This window comes from Psychrobacter sp. AOP7-B1-24 (assembly GCF_052376215.1).
Classification (GTDB): Bacteria; Pseudomonadota; Gammaproteobacteria; order Pseudomonadales; family Moraxellaceae; genus Psychrobacter.
In genome coordinates this window covers 17501-35880 of record NZ_JBQSVL010000012.1, presented here as the reverse complement: position 1 = coordinate 35880, position 18380 = coordinate 17501, and the positions used below count along the sequence as shown (strand labels likewise).

Below are 18380 nucleotides of genomic sequence, written 5' to 3'. Positions count from 1 at the left end.
GAGTAGCACTTCATGAACAATATGTTATTTCAAATCTTTGATTTGGTCACCACCTTCGCCATGATGTTGGTATTTATTCGTTTTATGCTGCAGTTTGCAGGTATGGATGCCAGCAATCCTATGATTGCACCCGCTTATAAAGCGACTCATATCGTCGATGTTTTTGGACGTATTTTTCCAACCGTTGGTCAAGGTCGTATTAGTCTTGCCGCGATTGTGTTGATGTTTTTGATCCGTTTGATTGACATCTCTGGTAAAGCAGCATTGACGCACCATGGTATTGCTCCTGTACCGTTATTTTTTACTGGTACTACTAGCTTGGTTCTAGACTTTTTGCGTATGTGTCGCTACTTGGTGATCGGGTCTATTATCGTTAGTTGGATTGTAGTATTTACGCAATCTCAGCATCCGATTATTGGTATTATTATTAATCTTGCAGAGCCAATCCTAGCACCGTTTCGTCGTATTACACCAAACTTAGGCATGCTTGATTTATCACCGATGGTAGCTTTCTTGGCGTTCTATTTACTTGAGATATTTATAGGTGGTTTGGCAGCGAGCTTTGTGCCCATGTTAGGTTAAATCAAGACTTATTACTCTCTAAGAGTGATTGATAGCCCAAAAAAGGCGCTCTATATAAATAGAGTGCCTTTTTTATATCTGCTTATTGTCTAATAAACACAGAGCAAATCAGTGGTGGAAAAAACGATTGGGTATCAATTGAGCATTGCTATCATCAGGGTGCGGTGTATCAGCTGCGCGTAGTGTCTGAGTAATCCAACTGTCTGCGGCCTTCACTGCATCAACAAGGTCGTCGCTCAACGCTAAGCGTCCAGCGATAAAGCTGGCCAATGAGCAGCCTGAACCGTGAAACTCACCTGCTAAGCGCGGCAAAGTACTTTGATGTACCATTTCACCTTTTATATATAAATACTGCTCGATATCACCGCTATCAAAATCATGTGATGTTTTGACCAACACGGCATGGGTACCTTGGGCGCATAGTTTTTGCGCACCAGTATGTAAGTCTTGCTCACCACTTAAGGCACGTAGCTCATGAGTATTTGGGGTGATTAAGGTTGCATAGGGGAGCAGTGCTCTAAACGCAGTGACCAAGGTTTGCTCATCACCCAAGCTGCCACCGCTATTGGCGACCAATACTGGGTCTAATACAAAAGGCGTATCAGCAGTGATAACCTGCTCGGCAAACAATTGAGTCAGCATGGCAATGTTATCTGTGGTACCTAGCATGCCTGATTTAATGACCCTGACAGGCAAATCACCGAGCACTGCTTCAGCTTGCTGTTTTACCAAGCTCGCAGCACAAGCATCAAAGCCAAATACCTGCTGTGAGTTTTGTATAGTAATTGCCGTACAGGCGATAGCTGCATGAGCACCTGCTTGGCCGATGGATTCAATGTCTGCTTGTAATCCAGCACCACCTGAGGGATCCAATCCTGAAAAACACAACACCACTGGTCGCATAAAATGTCCTTTAATATATTTTGAAATAAGTAAAACATGCGCATTACCGCCGATTTCTATCTTATCTAGGTCACAGCTTTGATAAGCTAGTAGCGCTCTGTTATGTCTAGTTATGAATGTTCTGACAAATACTATAGCCACCCATTGCTAAAAAAGCCATAGCAGAAGAGATATTGAACATAGACAACCAGGCTATAGATAAAAAATGTATGAGAAAGCATTCTAAACGTCTTAAATATGAATTTTTTATCAGTAATTATTGGTGTTTTGGTCGTAAAAAAGAGTATAAAGTCATATAAATAAAGAATTATGATAAAAGCTGCATTAAAACTGTAGACAATGCTTGCAATTCATTTTGGCTTTGTTATAATACTCGCCCACGACATAAGACGTATCATTAGCATTGATACTATGTTTAAAAAAATATTGTTTATTGAAAATATTTTGATAAGTGTCTTAAATCGTTAGGTGAAGTGGGTGAGTGGCTGAAACCAGTTCCCTGCTAAGGAACCATACGTGTAAGCGTATCGAGGGTTCGAATCCCTCCTTCACCGCCATTTATTCAGTTGTTGTTAGAGTAGTATTGCAAAAATAAGCGTTAATTATATTTTTAGTATTTCATTCAAAAATAATTTGAATTTAACTCATAAAAATGTTGACACAAGCGATATTATCTATATAATGACCAACCTAATTTGCTGTAATTGATTGTTAATGATTCAGTAAATGATATGCAAAATACGCGCCTGTAGCTCAGTTGGATAGAGCACTTGGCTACGAACTAAGGGGTCGGGAGTTCGAATCTCTCCAGGCGCACCATTTGCATACTAGCTTACTTGTTAAGCTAAAAAAATTAAATCAATCGCCTGTCTTATGACAATTTGGCGGTTTTTTTATGTCTGTATTTTATGTTTAATGACTCTCTCATATGACTTTACCTTTGGCGAGATAGCATCCTAGGATAATATACGATACGGCCGCAAATTACGGTACAATAGGGCTATTATTCATTGCTTGCTATGAGCTTGTACCATGTCAAAAAGTTTATCTAAACGAACCTCCAAAGCTACCACGAAATCAAATCCTCAACGTAATTCTTCTATGCAGCAAACGTCTGACGAAGAGCCTACGATTGCTAAGCCAATGACTCGTGTGGTGGCTATCCTCTATGATGGCATGCTGATTTTGGCATTGTTATTTTTGGTAGGCACTATATTGGTAGTGCTTGGCACCTTAATGACGATGAGTTCGGGTGTAGATTCATCGCAAGCCCAATCGCTACCAACATGGTATCAAAACCTTATTATGACGCCGTCTTTTGTACTGACGTTAGTAGGATTCTATGGACTATTTTGGCGTCGTGGTGGGCAGACACTGGGTATGCAAACTTGGCGTTTAAAAACGGTTGATAACTCAGGTTATTTATTAACATGGGGACAGTCATTTAAACGTATTTTGGCCGCGTGCTTAATGCCATTACTTTTTGGCATTATTGGTAGCTTGATTGGTGGCTCACGTCAGATATTGTTAACCAGTGCTTTATTGGGTTTTATTTTTAATTATGCATTTTGCTTGTTCAATCGTCGCGGCTTAGCAGTGCAGGATATGCTATCAAACACCATAACCCTAAAAATGCCAAAAGTGGCACATGAAGGGCTATGGAAAGGCTTTAAAAATCGTAAGAAAAATAATTAGCACATCTTTGCATTGTTATAGCAGTGTTAATGGTCAATGTTACATATTAACGGTTTGCATGAGCCATAGCGTATAACCGATAAAGAATAAAATCAGTATTGTGCCAGAAGCTCGACCGAATGGACGTTTGGTGATAAAGGCAAAAACGCACAGTACGGCGAGTAGTAGGGTGATTATTCCCATTGTTAATATGTCACGAGACAATATAATGGGATTGGCAGTGATGGGGGCGATAAGTGCTGCAAGACCGACAACGCCTAATGTGTTGAATATATTAGAGCCAATGATATTACCCAAGGCCATATCATGCTCACCTTTGCGTGCTGCTGACAAGCTCGCGACTAACTCCGGTAGCGATGTGCCAACTGCGACAATGGTTAACCCAATCACTAGCTCGCTTAACCCCCAAAGCGTTGCAAGCTCAACAGCACCCCAGACGATGGCTTGTGAGCTTGCTACTAGCATTGATAAGCCAATAAACAAACTGCCCAAACCACGTATTAAGCTGGTATGCATGAGCTCTGCATCATTTGCACTTTCTGCGGTACCCTCTTTATTTTCTGAGTTACCTTCGCGCAAACTGAGCACAATTTGAATACCCAAAACAATAATCAACATTGCCAATAATATTAGCCCATCGGTTAGGTCTAATCGACCATCACGCAGCTGCCAAGCAGCCAAAGCGGTAATCAATAGCAGTATCGGTAGATCTCGCTTTATAATGCCCTTATGGATGATAATAGGGCTGATGAGTACGGTTGCACCCAATACTAAAGCAATATTGATGATATTCGAGCCGTAAGCGTTACCCAATGCTAGCTCGGGATTACCATTTAATGCTGCTAATACGGACACGACCATTTCAGGCGCAGAAGTGCCCAAGCCTAAAATGATCACCCCAATCAAAAAGCTTGGTGCATTGAATTTTTTTGCCAGTGCTGTTGCACCATCAATAAATACATCAGCGCTCCAAACCAAAATTCCTAAACCGACCAGTACTGCAATGACTGCCAACCACATTAATAATTTTCCTTTTTTATTATCTTGTTATCCAAGATAAAGCGATGATTTATGCTGTCAACTTTGTTTAGCACGTTTTAGCAATATAGTCAGAGAACTACCAGACTGCTACAGCGTTACCCTTTCTAAATATACTACTTGTATCATCAGCAGCTGGTTGCTTCGTACTAGGGCGTGTCTTCAATTCACCCGATAGTCATCTAAACGGGCTAAAACTGGCTAAACATCGTCAAATAGCTGGTCAATATCCCGATATTATCTGCGCTATTTTTCTTGTTTAACGGCAATTTATCTCATTTTTATCATCATTTTTGAAATGAAGACACGCCCTAATCTTAAATTGAATCAACAGACCTCATATATGCAAGTTTTTGGAATGGTATTCTAGATGGATAAATAAATGTAAAAAAAGCCGAACCCAATGTAGATTCAGCTTTTGAATACTTTAATGCTAATTACTGACTGCTAGTGATACTAGAAAGCTCATAATCAAGCGTAATCGCACCTTAGATGATGATTAAGCCACTTGTACTGGGATAATATTTGCAGTGTCTTTAACCGTATTGTCTTCGTTACAATAAACCAATTTTGGCTTATAGGTTTCGGCTTCTGCTTCTTCAAACTGGGCATAGGCACAGATGATAACGATATCGCCCAAATCTGCCATATGGGCTGCAGCGCCATTTAACGAGATAATACCAGAGCCAGCTTCTGCACGGATAGCGTAGGTACGAAAGCGTTTGCCATTGGTTACGTTGTAGATGTCGATAGACTCATTTTCGCGTAGCCCAGCAAGATCCAACAAATCACCATCGATACCGCATGAGCCCTCATAGTGTAGTTCAGCATGGGTGACACGAGCACGGTGTAATTTGCATTTAAGCATAGTAAGTTGCATAGGTTGCTTCCTCAGCGTAACTGATATTAACTAAATCAAAGATTTAATGGGGATTAACTGGCTAAAATAAAAGGCATTTATCTTTGAGCTATCCTATTATTCAGGCAGTTTAAAGCCATTTATTTGCGAGCGGGCTTTTTCAATGTCACCGTCTAACAATAATGGTAAAGCTTCAAAAGCAGCTGTCAAAGCGCTATCAATGGCAATTTGCTCATCTGGAGAGGCTTTGGACAGGACATGGCCGCTCACTTTAGATTTGTGTCCAGGGTGACCAATGCCCACGCGCAGGCGATGAAAGTCATTACCGATATGCGGCGTGATATCACGTAAACCATTGTGACCACCATGTCCGCCATTGGTTTTAAGTTTGATACTACCGGCTGGAATATCTAGCTCATCATGGGCGATTAGCAATTCATCATTTTGGATACCATAGAAATTTACCATTGGTACCACTGATTCGCCAGACTTATTCATGAACGTGAGCGGCATCAATAGACGAATATCATGCCCATAGATTTGTCCGCGTCCTGTTACACCATGGAATTTCTTATCAGGAGAGAGGGTAATATTGAACTGTTGAGCCAAATGATGGACAAACCAAAATCCTGCATTATGACGTGTAAACATATACTGCTGACCAGGATTACCAAGACCGACAATAAGTTTTATGGCCATAAAAATACCCTGCTTGAATTTAATAAATGAGTGGTAATTTTGAATATATACAGTCAAAGAAACATAAAACCGATACGATTGTATTATGGTGCTACTGGTACAAATTTTACTTGCTTGCTGTATTCACAGAGGCTGCGAAAAATTTATCACAGCAGCACTGTAGCGATTTAAAAATATTTTGACTATAAGTGTTGAATATTTAGGGTTTATATTATGCCCAAATCTTACTTACAAAAACAGCAGGAGATATTCATCACCTGCTGTTTTTTGACTAAATCAACTTACTATTAAGTAACAAGTACAAAACTGCTACCTAACAGTCGGTTATTATTCGCCGTCTTTGTTATCTTCAGCTTCGCCTTGCGCACTAGCAGGTACATCAGCTGCATCAACTTCTTCAGCATCTGTATCAACTTCTTCAACTGTTGGTGGCTGCATGTTAACGATAGTACGGTCATGGCCGTCTTCTAACTCAAGCTCATGAATGACAACGCCTTCAGGAAGTTTGATATCTGATAAACGTAACAAATCACCGATTTCCATACCAGATACGTCTACTGTGATATATTCAGGTAGTAGTGATGGTAGGCAAACGATTTCGATATCAGATACTAGTGTTGATAGAACACCAGAAGCTTTAGTACCTGGCGCTTCTTCACGACCAGTGAAATGCACAGGAACATTCATGTGAATTTTCTGACCTTTTACAATGCGCTGGAAATCAGCATGCATTGGGAAGCCTTTAGCAGGGTGACGTTGTAAGTCTTTGATAACAGCCTGATGCTCTACACCGTCAACATTGATGGTCAAAACGTGTGAGAAAAATGCTTCGAATTCAAGTGCTTTTACCAACTCGTTAATTTTGATAGAGATTGATGTTGGCTCTTCGTTGCCACCATAGATAATAGCAGGAACTAGGTTCTGCTTACGTAGGCGGCGGCTCGCACCTTTACCTTGTTGTTCAGCAGAACGATCAACTGCGTTTAGCTCAAAATGGTTAATGCTCATGGATATAATCCTATAAAAAGAATGATGAAGTGTCTGGTCATAAAAAAGTGGATTTGCGACCAATCCACTAATACGTGATGATAGCTATGCGTGATTTAGCATGGTAAGCAAAGCTCACAATACTGACGCTTAGCCATTTGCTTATAATAGAAACTCTCATGATGATGGTCATCGTGGGAGTCGTTACTTTTAAGCGTGATCAGCACTTTTAGTAATGCCAACCTTATTGAATCAATCAAACGGTCAGCACAGGCGCGCATTATACGTGATTTTGTAGTAATAATAAAGACCTACGCAAAAGACGCATATAAAAAAACAGCGCCAAGTAATGATACTTGACGCTGTTTTTTAGTATTTAAATATTTTACGACGAGCATTGCTATTAAAAAATAAGTAATGCCGATGGTTTAAATGTTAGTCGTCAAACATTGCACTAATAGATTCTTCGTTATTGATACGGCGTAAGCTTTCTGCGAGCATCGGTGCGATACTTACTTGGCGAATCTTACTACATGCTTTTGCGGCGTCAGACAATGGAATCGTATCGGTAACAACCAACTCATCAAGTGCAGACTCGCCAATATTTTTTAGCGCATTACCTGATAGGACGGGGTGCGTGACATATGCTAAGACACGACGAGCACCATTTGCCTTCAATGCTTCAGCAGCTTTGCATAGTGTTCCTGCAGTATCAGCCATATCATCAACAATCACACAATCACGGTCACGAACGTCGCCGATGATATGCATAACTTGTGATTCATTAGCACGAGCACGGCGCTTATCGATAATCGCCATATCGGTATCACCCAACTGCTTAGCCATTGCACGTGCACGAACCACACCGCCAACGTCAGGTGAGACTACCATGATGTTGTCATAATCTTGCTTTTGTAGGTCGTTTAGTAATACAGGCGTACCATAGATGTTGTCTACAGGAATATCGAAGAAACCTTGAATCTGATCTGAGTGTAAATCAACCGTCATCACGCGATCGATACTAACGATATTTAGCATGTCAGCGACGACTTTAGCAGAGATAGGTACACGAGCTGAACGTGGACGACGATCTTGACGAGCGTAACCAAAGTAAGGCATAACAGCTGTAATGCGGCCGGCACTAGAGCGACGCAAGGCGTCAGCCATCATCATGATTTCCATCAGATTGTCATTGGTCGGTGCACAAGTAGGCTGCATGATAAACACATCTTTACCACGCACGTGTTCTTTGATTTCCACGGCAATTTCGCCATCAGAAAAACGCGTGATGTCAGCTTTACCAAGAGGTATATGGAGATGGTCGGCTACGGTTTTCGCTAATTCAGGGTGGGCATTACCCGTAAAAATCGCCAAATAAGGCATGACAGAAGTCCTATTGATTGACTCAAGCAGCGACCGCTAAGCAGTGTCAAACTGCTCAAATTAAGAAAAGAGTGGTGAAAATAATTGAAGACTACTATTACAGTAAAAATGGCAGGGGTAGCTGGACTCGAACCAACGGATGTCAGGATCAAAACCTGATGCCTTACCAACTTGGCTATACCCCTGTAATGTCTAGATTGTATACGTCTAATACATAACTATAAATAGTTATTCTTAGAATAGCGTAACGACCTGTCAGTTATATGAAAAACAGACAAACTGTCTAAAACATAACTTTTCCCTAGCGGTGTTCATTGCGAACTATACCGAAACTGGGATGGCGTTGTCAATGACAATAAAATAAGTGATGCTTTATAACTCACTTATAATAGGTACATATCAAACACTTCGAGCTTAAAAATGGCAGGGGTAGCTGGACTCGAACCAACGGATGTCAGGATCAAAACCTGATGCCTTACCAACTTGGCTATACCCCTATTTAGGCGACCTATTATAAGTAAATTTTCAGATTTTGCAAGTTATTTGCGCCTTTTTATGGCTTTTATTCGTAATGAGATGGTTTTGATAGGTAAGTACTGAAAATCGGAGTGTTAGTCACAGTTATCAAAGGAGTATTTTATCGGGGTACATCTGGCTCAAAATTCTAATCATGTACTTATTTAAGGTCATTAGTAGAATTTTGTAGATATCTTATACAGCTTGGTCTAGGATGTTTTTCTAGACTCAAGTTTTATAGTTTTCTTAGCTCTCAGTAGAAGGTAACTAAGTATAGTTATATAAATAGCCAGTAAGGAATATTTTTTTGGACATAAAACAGTGGTTCATTAAACCAACACCGAAGCAGTTTTTTTATACATGCCTTATCTATGCAATAGTATTCCCAGTGCTAGGTGTTTTTATCGCTGAGCCTACAATTTCATCCTACATGTTTTTTCTTTTAGTTTTATCTGCTTCAATAACGCGAAACTACCTCAAGCCTAATCTTTCGAGCAAAGGCTATAACATTGTCACTCGTCTTATACCGTTCATTATAATTATTGCATTTATTGCATCGTGCATGACATCAGGTATATTTTTTACAAAAATTATTGAAGATAAAGCCAGTCTAGAACGAATGAGTGGCATTATTCCAGATGGTGCAGTTAACTATCGAGTAGGTAAGCACACTTCCTCATCATTGCTAATTAGGGGTGCAAGGTTACATTGTAAACATCATGACCGTGATAGTTGTAGTAAAGCCTATGATTATTCTGGACAGATCGCTGATATCCTCTATCAACCAAATACATGGGTTGGCAATGTTGTATATGAAATCAGCGTTGATGGCAAAAAGGTATACAGTTATGAAGATCAGCTTGCTTATTTTAAGGTAGAGCAGCGTACGAATCGTCGTCAATGGTTTTTAACTTTTGTGTTATTTGGCATTCCTAGTTATTGGTTTTATAAGCATGATAAGCGGCTTAGACAAGCCACACCTAAGATGTCTGTTGAAAAAGAGCAAGCATTAAAAAAACATCAAGAATTAGCTAATAATGAGATGGGTTGTGCAGGTGCAATTGGTATTTTTATATTTTTCCCTATAGTAATTTGCGCTGGCTTGGCAGGCATAACACATTTGGCTATGCAAAAATTTGGTTTATCAATGATATATCTTGGTATAGCTTGGATGTGTTGGTATGTGATAGGTATTTTATCGAAACCAAGCTCAGAATTGTAAAAAAACAGCTATAAGTTTTTCACCACACACCCTGCACAAGGCGCACCTTTAATCCACTTTGCTAAGAGCGCTTTGTCAGTAGTCATACTTAAATCCAACGGCAAAAATACTGCGCTACCAGAGCCAGTCATTCGTGCTGTGCCCATTGCTTGAACTTCTAATCCTTGTAAATAACGTAAAGCCTTTTTAACAGCGGGCGCGAGGCTCGTGACTACTGGTGTAAAGACATTGTGATAGGGCGTAGTGAGCGTTTGCACATAATCATTACACTGATTTTTGATGATTTCACTAGATAAGGTAGTAATATTTCGTTGCAGTTTGGGATGCGCAAACAGCTTGGCAGTATTGACGTGTGCATCAGGCGTTAAGATTAAATACTGCTGCTCTGGTAAATCAATGGCGGTCAGTTCCTCACCAATACCCATCGCAATTGCATCTTGCCCAAAGATAAATATAGGCACATCTGCGCCCACTTTCACACCGATTTCTATAAGCTGATTTTGATCAAAGTTAAGCTGCCAAATCTCATTTAATGCCAGTAAAGTAGTAGCGGCATTGGATGAGCCGCCACCCAATCCTGCGCCCATCGGTAAATGCTTGTCTAGGGTGATCTTTACTAATGGCAGCTTTTTGGATTGTATGGCAGACGCTAGCAATGCATGTGCTGCTTTAAAGATGAGGTTGTCTTCTATACTGGTCGTTATCGATTCCGCGCCAGTCAGTGTGAGTAGTTGATGACAAAGCCTTGTAGAGTCTAACTCATTATTACTGCTATCAATATTACTGGTATCAATAACGACTTCACTGTTTACTGAAAAATGCAGATAATCGCCCCAATCGAGCAGGCGAAACACAGTTTGTAAGTCATGATAACCATCAGCACGCTTACTCACGATGTGCAAAAACAAGTTAATTTTTGCGGGCGATAAGCGAGTGATAGTAGTATCAGAAAAATGGATTAAGTTTTTACTCATAATGTTCTGTCATTGCCATCGGTTTTGGTAATCCGTGGTGGTTTGGTAAATGATTTAGGGTTTTTCGATGGCTGCCTAATACCGGTCTAATAACTGCTTAGTGATTAATGGTCATCACCACTTTATTGCCTTGAGGCTGCACAGCGCTGATTTTGCTAGGTAGCTTGTCAGAGCCTTTGTAGGTAAAGCTGGCACTCCAATCACCGTTCACTGAGCTTATCAGACGGTTTTGGCCATCCATTTCTGGTGCGCTGTCTGAAGGTGCAGGGTTACCTGATATCCAATAAGGCATTTGCGAGATAGGTGCTTGCCAGCCAGTGGCTTTTTTCAATAACTCTTCAGGATCGTCAGCGGTCAATGTGCCTGTTTTTTCACTGACTAGAGTGGCAGTTTGACCATTGTATTCAATGTTGGTCTTGCCAATACCCAAGGCGCCAATTAGCTCAATTGCAAATCGGTCATCTTGTTGTCCCCAAGCATAAAATGCACTACCACCTTGAGCGCCTGTGGTGTCATTGGCGGGCGTTGTAACACCGATTTTGCCAGTGATATTAAAACTTTCAAGCTTTTGAGGTTGATTTTGTACAGTAGTCATTGGTTGGTTGGTCGCATTAGCCGTTTTTAATGACTGACAGCCAGAGGTTATCACGAGTGCGGCAGTCATGGCACTGAATAGAGCGAACTTATTAAGCTTGTAAGAGGGTGTTGATAATGACATGTGATTTTCCCAATAATGACCAAATTTATTAGCTTAAATGTTATTTGTTACTCAGTTATGCGCCGCTGTTAGCTTCTTATACGTGCCTTGTAAGCGAAAACCTAAAAGTTGCAGACTCTTATACTCTCATATTAGGGCGTGTTGAACATTCAAATGTGGTGCTGGCAGTGACTATTTTTTAGACAATATGCAGTGAAATTTTTGATGCCTAGTCATTCTAGGTGAAACAATTTCGCCATATATTGGCAAAAAAGAGTACTGCCCCGAAGGGCTGATGCTAAAATCACCCCAAACGTTGTTGCAAACCTAGCTAAGGTCTCGACATTATCGGCGGCTTGCGCCTAGTTTAGTGCAATTTTAGCGATCAGCAGCCCTAATATTTGAATGTTCAACACGCCCTAATACTAATACAGTTGCGTACGGTCATTGATATTATGCTGACCAAATGAGAAACGCTGCTGCAAGTCTGCTAGTAATGACTCAACTTTTTCATTGTTACCTAAGCCTTGATAAGCACGAAGTAGTAAAGCTCCTGAGCGTAGGGTCGGCAGTACATCATAAGGTGTCTGTAGGTAGTTGATAACTTGTTGGTAGTTTTCGTTGGCCAGCGCATTGCTTGCTAGGACGTTGAGTGCTTGTAGATGTAGCTCATTGTCATAACGTGGGTCATCGTAGCGAATTTGAATGATAGCTGTTGCTAGCTTGAGACCTTGCTCAGAACTGCTTTGATTGGCCAATAATAGCTGAGCATAGCTGAGCTGATACGATAAATTACTAGGATCTAATGCTTGCAAGTGATTGAGCAGTGTGCGTTTAATGACGTAATCATCTTTGTCATCCAACAGTTGGATACGGGCAAACAGCAACATCTCATTATTAGGAGATTGACGAGCGGCTTGCGTTAATAGACGCAGGGCATCGTCAGGCTTATTTTGCTGCCGTAAAATATCTGCTTGCATCACGAAGGTATCTGGTGCAAAAACACTGAAGTCTTTTCGCAGTTTTTTTAAGGTTGCTATTGCCGCTTCGGTATCGTCATTGAGTAAGTCAAGTGTAACTACTTTTCTACGAGCTTCTAACACTAAATCTTCTTGCATGACGTTATTAAGATAGTATTTAGCCTGTTCAAAGTTATGTTGGCGCTCGGCACTGATACCGAGATAGTAATAAGCTTGATCCAGATACGCTTGGTTTTTTGCGAGCATATTAAGTAATTGGTCCGCACTATCATACTTTTCGATATCCAAGCTTACCAGTGCTGCTAGCAAGGTAATTTCGGCATCATCATTAAAATGCTCGTGTGCATCGAGCAATAGTTCCCATGCTTCTTGGCTTTGTTTTAAATCTAGCAAATAGCGAATTTCATACAGATATAAGCTTTTACTGTCTGGATTACGCAAGCGTGCTTGACTGATGTAGTTGACAACCGTTTCAGCGGTTACGATTTTGCGCAATATGTCAGCCTTCAGTGTGATAAAAGGTACGTAATCCGGTTGGTGTTCTAGAGCACGGTTGATATGGATAATGGCACTCTCAGGCTCATTAAATTGGTAAAGCAAACCGGCTTTTAACACAGAGAGTGAAGCATTTTGTTCGCTATCAAGTGGTTGCAGTGCCGCCAGTAGTTCACGTTTGTCTTGATCGTTATTGGGATAAATACCGATAAGAATTTCGCTGAGATCTGCTCGAGGGTCATAACGTAAAATACGGTTTAAGGTTTCGCCAGCGAGTAGGTAGTCGTGGGCGCGTAGGGCTAAATGCGCCACATAAAACCAAGCGGGAACGTGATCAGGGTTTTGATCTTGCCACGTTTTGGCAAACTGCAATGAGTCTTCAATTCTTTCATTACGCAAAGACAAACTAAGTGCTCGCTCAAATACTGCAGTCGCGTCTTCTTTAAAGGATTGCTGCTTATAAATAGTTATTGCGCGTTGTTTGTCATCACGATCGGCTGCAAACTCAGCATCTAGTAGTGCATATAAGCTTGGTTCTTGTAGCTCAGGTTGCCACAAGTTTGTTGGCGCTAAGCCATTAACGTTATCAACCTTTCCTGTAGACTGTGTGCTTGAATGAATCGTTGTATTAATATCTATTGTTGCGTTATCTAACACACTGTCATTTTGGATAGCAGTTGCTATTTTGGGTGTGTTTGTTTCTAGTAAGATATTCGATGGACTGGCGTGGATAGAAGAAGAGCCCAAGCATAGGCAAACGGCCAACGATAGTGTTAGCTTATAACGTTGGCACAGACGTTCAATAATGCCATGCCATAAAGCACGAAGGTTAAATTGGTCGTCATGCGCAAGTTTTGATTGAAATAATGACCCAAAGAAAATCATAGATAACCGTGTTTGCCCATTGTGTACCTATGCTGATAAGAGAATTATCTTGTCAGCGCTGCAGAGTAATTGTTGGTAACGAGTACCGATGATAAGCATTATAAGAGTAGATGGATGATATAAACAATAGTGGCCGTGTTACTCAAATATTGGTAGTAATTTTTCTACTGACTACTGTTTAGCAAAGTATGGCTTTCTGACTATTTGTATTGGTTGGCATACTATGGAAATATAACAAGTTAGCGTGGAAGAGGCGAATAGTTTATGTCAGTTTTTATAAACATTTGCTAAAACATAAATATTGGATTTACCAATCATATGAGTGGTTGATTTGTTACATGTATGCCCAGATACAATCAAATAGTTATCATAGATGGGTGAGTGTTAATTAAAGCCAGCAATAATGATATAATGAGCGATTTTTAGGGTACTCCTTTCAACGTTGTCACTCAAAACTGTCTTTTCAAAATAATAAGATAGTGGGGTTGGCAGGTGAGCGTCATTTTTATGGTCTATCAATAATGAGATTAGTGGTCATCGGAGTCAATCACAAAACTGCACCAGTCGCTCTAAGAGAGCGCTTGGCGCTAGTAGGTGACGATGTGAATGTCGCGCTCAAACAGTTAGAAGCATTAACAGACGGTAGTGTAATAGTTTCCACCTGTAACCGAACTGAGATTTACGCCCTAGTACCACAGACCTTGGCCACGTCAAACCCAGCTTCGCAAGCGTTGGTTTCCCCTTCCGCAGGTGCGCAAGTAACAAATCCTGCTATATCGCCAGTTTCTAATAATGGCTTTAGTAGCAGCGCCACGTTATCTTCTGCTGCCATTAGTGCTCATATTATCAAAATTAAAACATGGTTGGCTACTTTTAAGCAATTGTCTCTTACTGAGGTTGACCCATACCTTTATGTGCATCGTGATACCCACGCATTGACTCACTGGCTCCGAGTCGCTGCTGGGCTAGATTCTATGATATTAGGTGAGCCACAGATACTGGGGCAAATTAAGCGCTCGGTACACCTTGCACAAGAGGAAGGAACGTTGAGTAATCAGCTTGGTTGGGTCGTCGACCAAGTGTTTGCTGCTGCGAAGCGTGTGCGTAATGAAACCAAAGTGGGTGCCCAGGCGGTTTCGCTCAGTTATGCAGCCGCCAAGTTGGTCACACAAATATTTGATGACTTACCCAGTCGTACTCTACTGGTTGTTGCCGCAGGTGAGATGAATCGACTAGTAGCCACTCATATCGCAGGTCTTGGCGTTGGGCGCGTTATTATCTGTAACCGCAATCCTGAGCGGGCGGAAGCATTGGCGGCGGAACTGCGTAATCCTAATCGCCGTGTGGAAGTCCGAACCTTGCAAGAGCTGCCGCAAGTATTGGCGGATGCTGATATTGTGAGTAGTTGTAGTGGCAGTATGGATTTGTTAATTGATAAAACCATGACTGTGCAGGCGCTAAAGCATCGTCGTTATCAGCCTATGTTGATGATTGACTTGGCTGTACCACGAGATATCGACTCGACCATTAGCCGTATCGATGATATTTATTTGTATTCTGTCGATGACCTGCAGCATGTCATTGCGGGTAACATCGAGCAGCGCAGGCAAGCAGCTGTAGATGCGGAGTTACTGGTCAGTCAGTTGGTCGTTGAGATGGATCGTCGCTTTCAAGTGCGCCAAGTCGGTAAAGATATTGAGCAGTATCGATCGTGTACGCAAGGTCAGGTAGATAAGCTATTACATGAGTCCTTAGCTCAATTGCAGCAAAACAATGCCACTCCCGAAGCAATCATCACTGAGCTGTCACGCCGTCTGACTCAGACATTGACACACGCACCATCGAAGCTGATGCGCAAGGCTGCCCGAGAGGGTGATAGTGAGCTGCTGGATTTTGTGGTGTCGGGACTGCAAGATGCGCATCGCAGTCATCGATAGCCGCTATTTATTGATCAGGTAACTTATCAAAACCTCTTGATATGAACTGGCGCAAGTCATCGCATAAACATATCGTTGTCAACCTATATTATCAGTGCTAATATCAAGCTGTTATGAGCATATTAAGTGATGATAATATGTCAAAACTTGCTAATGGTCATGTGCTAGAAGTTTTAGTGCCAGCTAGATCTCTACCTGTTCATCTCATTAATACCCCATAACTCTCGTTATCAATCTACCACCGTGTAGCATCTATAACGGCGCATCTATCTTTATGTAACTTGATTTAAAGTTAATAAAACGAATGCGTAAAAGACATGGTTACCAACGGCAATAGCACTAGGATAAAGTGCTATATCGTCAACCCTGCATCATACTCTCGATTATTACTCGATATTATACCAAATCCAAAAAGCACGATTAGCCGCATCAAACTTGCTTAATCTATCATGCGTAGTACTTCCTCTCGCTACTCTAATTTTTGTGAATGGTAGGCGTATACGATTAATATTGGCTAGAGTTGTTTAGAGAGTGTTTGAATTTTAGTGTCTACTTTTTGATATTTGGATTTTATTTTCTGAATTTTTTTTGTAGCCAATCATTAAGAATTATTAAATTACCTAACAATAAACTAGGAGTGTCCCATGACTGCATTACGCCAAGATATTGATCCAAACGGCTTATTAGAATACTCAGTGGTCTATACTGACCGTGCCCTTAATCACATGTCGAAAGTCTTTCAGCAAGTGATGAATGACTTATCTAGTGAGCTGAAATCAGTGTATAACGCTGATGCTGTTGCTATCGTTCCTGGTTCTGGTACTTCTGGTATGGAGGCCGTAGCACGCCAATTGGCAAATGATGAAGATTGTCTGGTCATCCGTAATGGTTGGTTTAGCTATCGCTGGACGCAAATCTTAGAAAAAGGCAAGATTGCCAAGTCGACCACCGTATTGACTGCGCACCGTGAAGAAGGTGATACGCCAAAACCATTTTCACCTGTTGATATTGATGAAGCGGTTGCTAAGATTAAAGCAGAAAAGCCAGCAGTCGTATTTGCCCCACACGTTGAAACCTCATCAGGTATTATTCTGTCAGCGGATTATATTAAAGCATTAAGTGCTGCCGTGCATAGCGTAGGCGGTTTATTGGTCATTGACTGTATCGCGTCAGGTTGTGTCTGGTTGGATATGCAAGCTTTAGGTATCGATGTTCTTATTAGCGCGCCACAAAAAGGTTGGAGTAGTACGCCGTGTGCTGGTTTGGTCATGTTAAGCGATGCTGCTGTCAAAAAAGTAGACAGCACGGAGTCTGATAGCTTTAGCCTAGACTTGAAGCAGTGGTTAAATATAATGCGTGCCTATGAGAACGGTGGCCATGCTTATCATGCGACCATGCCAACGGACAGCTTGCGTCAGTTCCGCGATACTATTTTAGAAGCCAAAAAAGTTGGTTTTGATACATTGTGTGATGCGCAGTGGGAACTGGGCAATCGTATTCGTCAAGTCTTTGCCGACAAAGGTATCGAAAGCGTGGCGGCGAAGGGATTTGAAGCGCCAGGTGTTGTCGTGGTTTATACCGACCGTGATGATATGCATAAAGGTAGTGCGTTTGCAGCAGCAGGTATGCAGATTGCGTCTGGTGTACCACTTAAAGTGGGTGAGCCTGATAATTTTAAGACCTTCCGCTTGGGCTTATTCGGTCTAGACAAATTAACTGATGTTGATGGTGCGGTTTCGCGTTTTGAGTCAGTACTTGATGAAGTATTGGCTGAATAGTAAGTAAGTTTTTTAGGTTATACCAATCCCAAAAAATACGATTAGCGGTGTCAAACTTGTTTAGTCTACAGTGAGTAGCACTTGCACTCGTTTTCCTTGCTACTCTAATTTTTGTGCATGGTATTAGATAGGTTTTTTAGAATAAAAGAGTACTGAGCCACAGCATTATGCTAGGTTCGGTATTTTTTGGCTTTTTATTATATTTTATAATATAATGTATTTATATAAATTAATTATTGAAGTCTGTTTCTAATAAACATAAGACTGGGTAAACAATATGAATATACAGATAGACTGGCAAGCATTTACGCCAATTTCCTTGGTAGGTGGTCTAATACTAGGTGTGGCAACGGTCATATTGCTGCTCGGTATCGGACGTATTGCAGGCATTAGCGGTATTTTTTCTAGCTTGTTGAAGCCCAAGCGCGTAGAGATGTGGCAAGTGCTATTTATCGTAGGTCTCATCGTCTCGCCAATCTTATATAGCATCGTCAAACCGTTGCCTGAGGTGGCAATCAGCAGCTCTTTGCCATTATTAATTGGTGCAGGGTTGTTGGTTGGGTTCGGGACACGTTTGGGATCTGGCTGTACTAGTGGCCACGGTATCTGTGGTAATGCGCGCTTGTCTCCACGTTCGATGGCAGCAACGGCGACTTTTATGTTTTTTGGTATTGTGACGGTTTATATCGGTCGGCAGATTTTAGGCTTGATTTAGAAAAGGCAAAGACCGTATTTAGCTGTATTGATAAG

15 protein-coding genes and 4 tRNA genes are annotated in these 18380 nt (G+C 41.2%); 8 read left to right on the top strand and 11 right to left on the bottom strand.

The window, feature by feature from the left end; all coding sequences use genetic code 11:
* Window positions 1-12: 12 nt before the first annotated feature.
* Complete coding sequence (locus ACT3QP_RS04430) at window positions 13-582, top strand: YggT family protein (protein ID WP_444524613.1); 570 nt, start codon at window positions 13-15, stop codon at window positions 580-582.
* Window positions 583-690: 108 nt separating this feature from the next.
* On the opposite strand, the gene ACT3QP_RS04425 is transcribed toward ACT3QP_RS04430, so the two are convergent.
* A complete protein-coding gene (locus tag ACT3QP_RS04425) occupies window positions 691-1485 on the bottom strand; it encodes a hydroxymethylpyrimidine/phosphomethylpyrimidine kinase (protein ID WP_444524612.1) in 795 nt (264 codons plus the stop codon).
* 467 nt (window positions 1486-1952) lie between these two features.
* On the opposite strand from ACT3QP_RS04425, the gene ACT3QP_RS04420 reads away from it, so the two are divergent.
* The 3 genes from ACT3QP_RS04420 to ACT3QP_RS04410 all read left to right on the top strand — a co-directional run bounded on the left by ACT3QP_RS04420 (window position 1953) and on the right by ACT3QP_RS04410 (window position 3180).
* Window positions 1953-2042, top strand: a tRNA-Ser gene (locus tag ACT3QP_RS04420).
* A gap of 185 nt (window positions 2043-2227) precedes the next feature.
* Window positions 2228-2304 (top strand) — tRNA-Arg (locus tag ACT3QP_RS04415).
* A gap of 213 nt (window positions 2305-2517) precedes the next feature.
* Complete coding sequence (locus ACT3QP_RS04410; RefSeq protein WP_444524611.1) at window positions 2518-3180, top strand: RDD family protein; 663 nt, start codon at window positions 2518-2520, stop codon at window positions 3178-3180.
* Window positions 3181-3219: 39 nt separating this feature from the next.
* On the opposite strand, the gene ACT3QP_RS04405 is transcribed toward ACT3QP_RS04410, so the two are convergent.
* The 7 genes from ACT3QP_RS04405 to ACT3QP_RS04375 form a co-directional block, all read right to left on the bottom strand.
* Window positions 3220-4200 (bottom strand): calcium/sodium antiporter, encoded by a 981-nt coding sequence (locus tag ACT3QP_RS04405; protein ID WP_444524610.1) that lies wholly within the window; start codon window positions 4198-4200, stop codon window positions 3220-3222.
* Window positions 4201-4717: 517 nt separating this feature from the next.
* Window positions 4718-5098, bottom strand: coding sequence for an aspartate 1-decarboxylase (gene panD / locus ACT3QP_RS04400; protein WP_192518573.1), 381 nt, complete (start codon window positions 5096-5098; stop codon window positions 4718-4720).
* A 96-nt stretch (window positions 5099-5194) separates the two neighbouring features.
* The gene (pth, locus tag ACT3QP_RS04395) at window positions 5195-5776 is read right to left on the bottom strand and encodes an aminoacyl-tRNA hydrolase (RefSeq protein WP_444524609.1); all 582 of its coding nucleotides are present in this window, start codon (window positions 5774-5776) and stop codon (window positions 5195-5197) included.
* A gap of 327 nt (window positions 5777-6103) precedes the next feature.
* The gene (locus ACT3QP_RS04390) at window positions 6104-6784 is read right to left on the bottom strand and encodes a 50S ribosomal protein L25/general stress protein Ctc (RefSeq protein WP_192518571.1); all 681 of its coding nucleotides are present in this window, start codon (window positions 6782-6784) and stop codon (window positions 6104-6106) included.
* Window positions 6785-7198: 414 nt separating this feature from the next.
* Entirely contained in the window at window positions 7199-8146 is a 948-nt protein-coding gene (locus ACT3QP_RS04385; RefSeq protein WP_192518570.1) for a ribose-phosphate pyrophosphokinase, read from the bottom strand.
* 109 nt (window positions 8147-8255) lie between these two features.
* A tRNA-Gln gene (locus ACT3QP_RS04380) sits at window positions 8256-8331 on the bottom strand.
* 236 nt (window positions 8332-8567) lie between these two features.
* Window positions 8568-8643, bottom strand: a tRNA-Gln gene (locus ACT3QP_RS04375).
* A 326-nt stretch (window positions 8644-8969) separates the two neighbouring features.
* Between ACT3QP_RS04375 and ACT3QP_RS04370 the strand changes: the two genes are divergently transcribed.
* Window positions 8970-9884, top strand: coding sequence for a hypothetical protein (locus ACT3QP_RS04370; protein WP_444524608.1), 915 nt, complete (start codon window positions 8970-8972; stop codon window positions 9882-9884).
* Window positions 9885-9892: 8 nt separating this feature from the next.
* Here the strand turns inward: ACT3QP_RS04370 and ispE are convergent, their stop codons facing one another.
* The 3 genes from ispE to ACT3QP_RS04355 form a co-directional block, all read right to left on the bottom strand.
* A complete protein-coding gene (gene ispE, locus ACT3QP_RS04365) occupies window positions 9893-10858 on the bottom strand; it encodes a 4-(cytidine 5'-diphospho)-2-C-methyl-D-erythritol kinase (RefSeq protein WP_444524607.1) in 966 nt (321 codons plus the stop codon).
* A gap of 97 nt (window positions 10859-10955) precedes the next feature.
* Window positions 10956-11576, bottom strand: a complete 621-nt coding sequence (lolB, locus tag ACT3QP_RS04360) for a lipoprotein insertase outer membrane protein LolB (protein WP_444524606.1) — start codon at window positions 11574-11576, stop codon at window positions 10956-10958.
* Window positions 11577-11980: 404 nt separating this feature from the next.
* Entirely contained in the window at window positions 11981-13915 is a 1935-nt protein-coding gene (locus ACT3QP_RS04355; protein ID WP_444524605.1) for a tetratricopeptide repeat protein, read from the bottom strand.
* A 521-nt stretch (window positions 13916-14436) separates the two neighbouring features.
* Between ACT3QP_RS04355 and hemA the strand changes: the two genes are divergently transcribed.
* From hemA to ACT3QP_RS04340, 3 genes are all read left to right on the top strand, one after another.
* Window positions 14437-15852, top strand: coding sequence for a glutamyl-tRNA reductase (gene hemA, locus ACT3QP_RS04350; RefSeq protein ID WP_444524604.1), 1416 nt, complete (start codon window positions 14437-14439; stop codon window positions 15850-15852).
* A gap of 644 nt (window positions 15853-16496) precedes the next feature.
* The gene (locus ACT3QP_RS04345; RefSeq protein ID WP_192518565.1) at window positions 16497-17630 is read left to right on the top strand and encodes an aminotransferase class V-fold PLP-dependent enzyme; all 1134 of its coding nucleotides are present in this window, start codon (window positions 16497-16499) and stop codon (window positions 17628-17630) included.
* Window positions 17631-17907: 277 nt separating this feature from the next.
* On the top strand, window positions 17908-18345 hold the full coding sequence (locus ACT3QP_RS04340; RefSeq protein WP_192518564.1) for a YeeE/YedE family protein: 438 nt from the start codon (window positions 17908-17910) through the stop codon (window positions 18343-18345).
* Window positions 18346-18380: the final 35 nt, after the last annotated feature.

Bases quoted from the DNA above. Each gene is read 5' to 3' on its own strand.
- ACT3QP_RS04430 (WP_444524613.1), top strand. From the start codon at position 13: ATGAACAATATGTTATTTCAAATCTTTGATTTGGTCACCACCTTCGCC.
- ACT3QP_RS04425 (WP_444524612.1), bottom strand. From the start codon at position 1,485: ATGCGACCAGTGGTGTTGTGTTTTTCAGGATTGGATCCCTCAGGTGGT.
- ACT3QP_RS04410 (WP_444524611.1), top strand. From the start codon at position 2,518: ATGTCAAAAAGTTTATCTAAACGAACCTCCAAAGCTACCACGAAATCA.
- ACT3QP_RS04405 (WP_444524610.1), bottom strand. From the start codon at position 4,200: ATGTGGTTGGCAGTCATTGCAGTACTGGTCGGTTTAGGAATTTTGGTT.
- panD (WP_192518573.1), bottom strand. From the start codon at position 5,098: ATGCAACTTACTATGCTTAAATGCAAATTACACCGTGCTCGTGTCACC.
- pth (WP_444524609.1), bottom strand. From the start codon at position 5,776: ATGGCCATAAAACTTATTGTCGGTCTTGGTAATCCTGGTCAGCAGTAT.
- ACT3QP_RS04390 (WP_192518571.1), bottom strand. From the start codon at position 6,784: ATGAGCATTAACCATTTTGAGCTAAACGCAGTTGATCGTTCTGCTGAA.
- ACT3QP_RS04385 (WP_192518570.1), bottom strand. From the start codon at position 8,146: ATGCCTTATTTGGCGATTTTTACGGGTAATGCCCACCCTGAATTAGCG.
- ispE (WP_444524607.1), bottom strand. From the start codon at position 10,858: ATGAGTAAAAACTTAATCCATTTTTCTGATACTACTATCACTCGCTTA.
- lolB (WP_444524606.1), bottom strand. From the start codon at position 11,576: ATGTCATTATCAACACCCTCTTACAAGCTTAATAAGTTCGCTCTATTC.
- ACT3QP_RS04355 (WP_444524605.1), bottom strand. From the start codon at position 13,915: ATGATTTTCTTTGGGTCATTATTTCAATCAAAACTTGCGCATGACGAC.
- hemA (WP_444524604.1), top strand. From the start codon at position 14,437: ATGAGATTAGTGGTCATCGGAGTCAATCACAAAACTGCACCAGTCGCT.
- ACT3QP_RS04345 (WP_192518565.1), top strand. From the start codon at position 16,497: ATGACTGCATTACGCCAAGATATTGATCCAAACGGCTTATTAGAATAC.
- ACT3QP_RS04340 (WP_192518564.1), top strand. From the start codon at position 17,908: ATGAATATACAGATAGACTGGCAAGCATTTACGCCAATTTCCTTGGTA.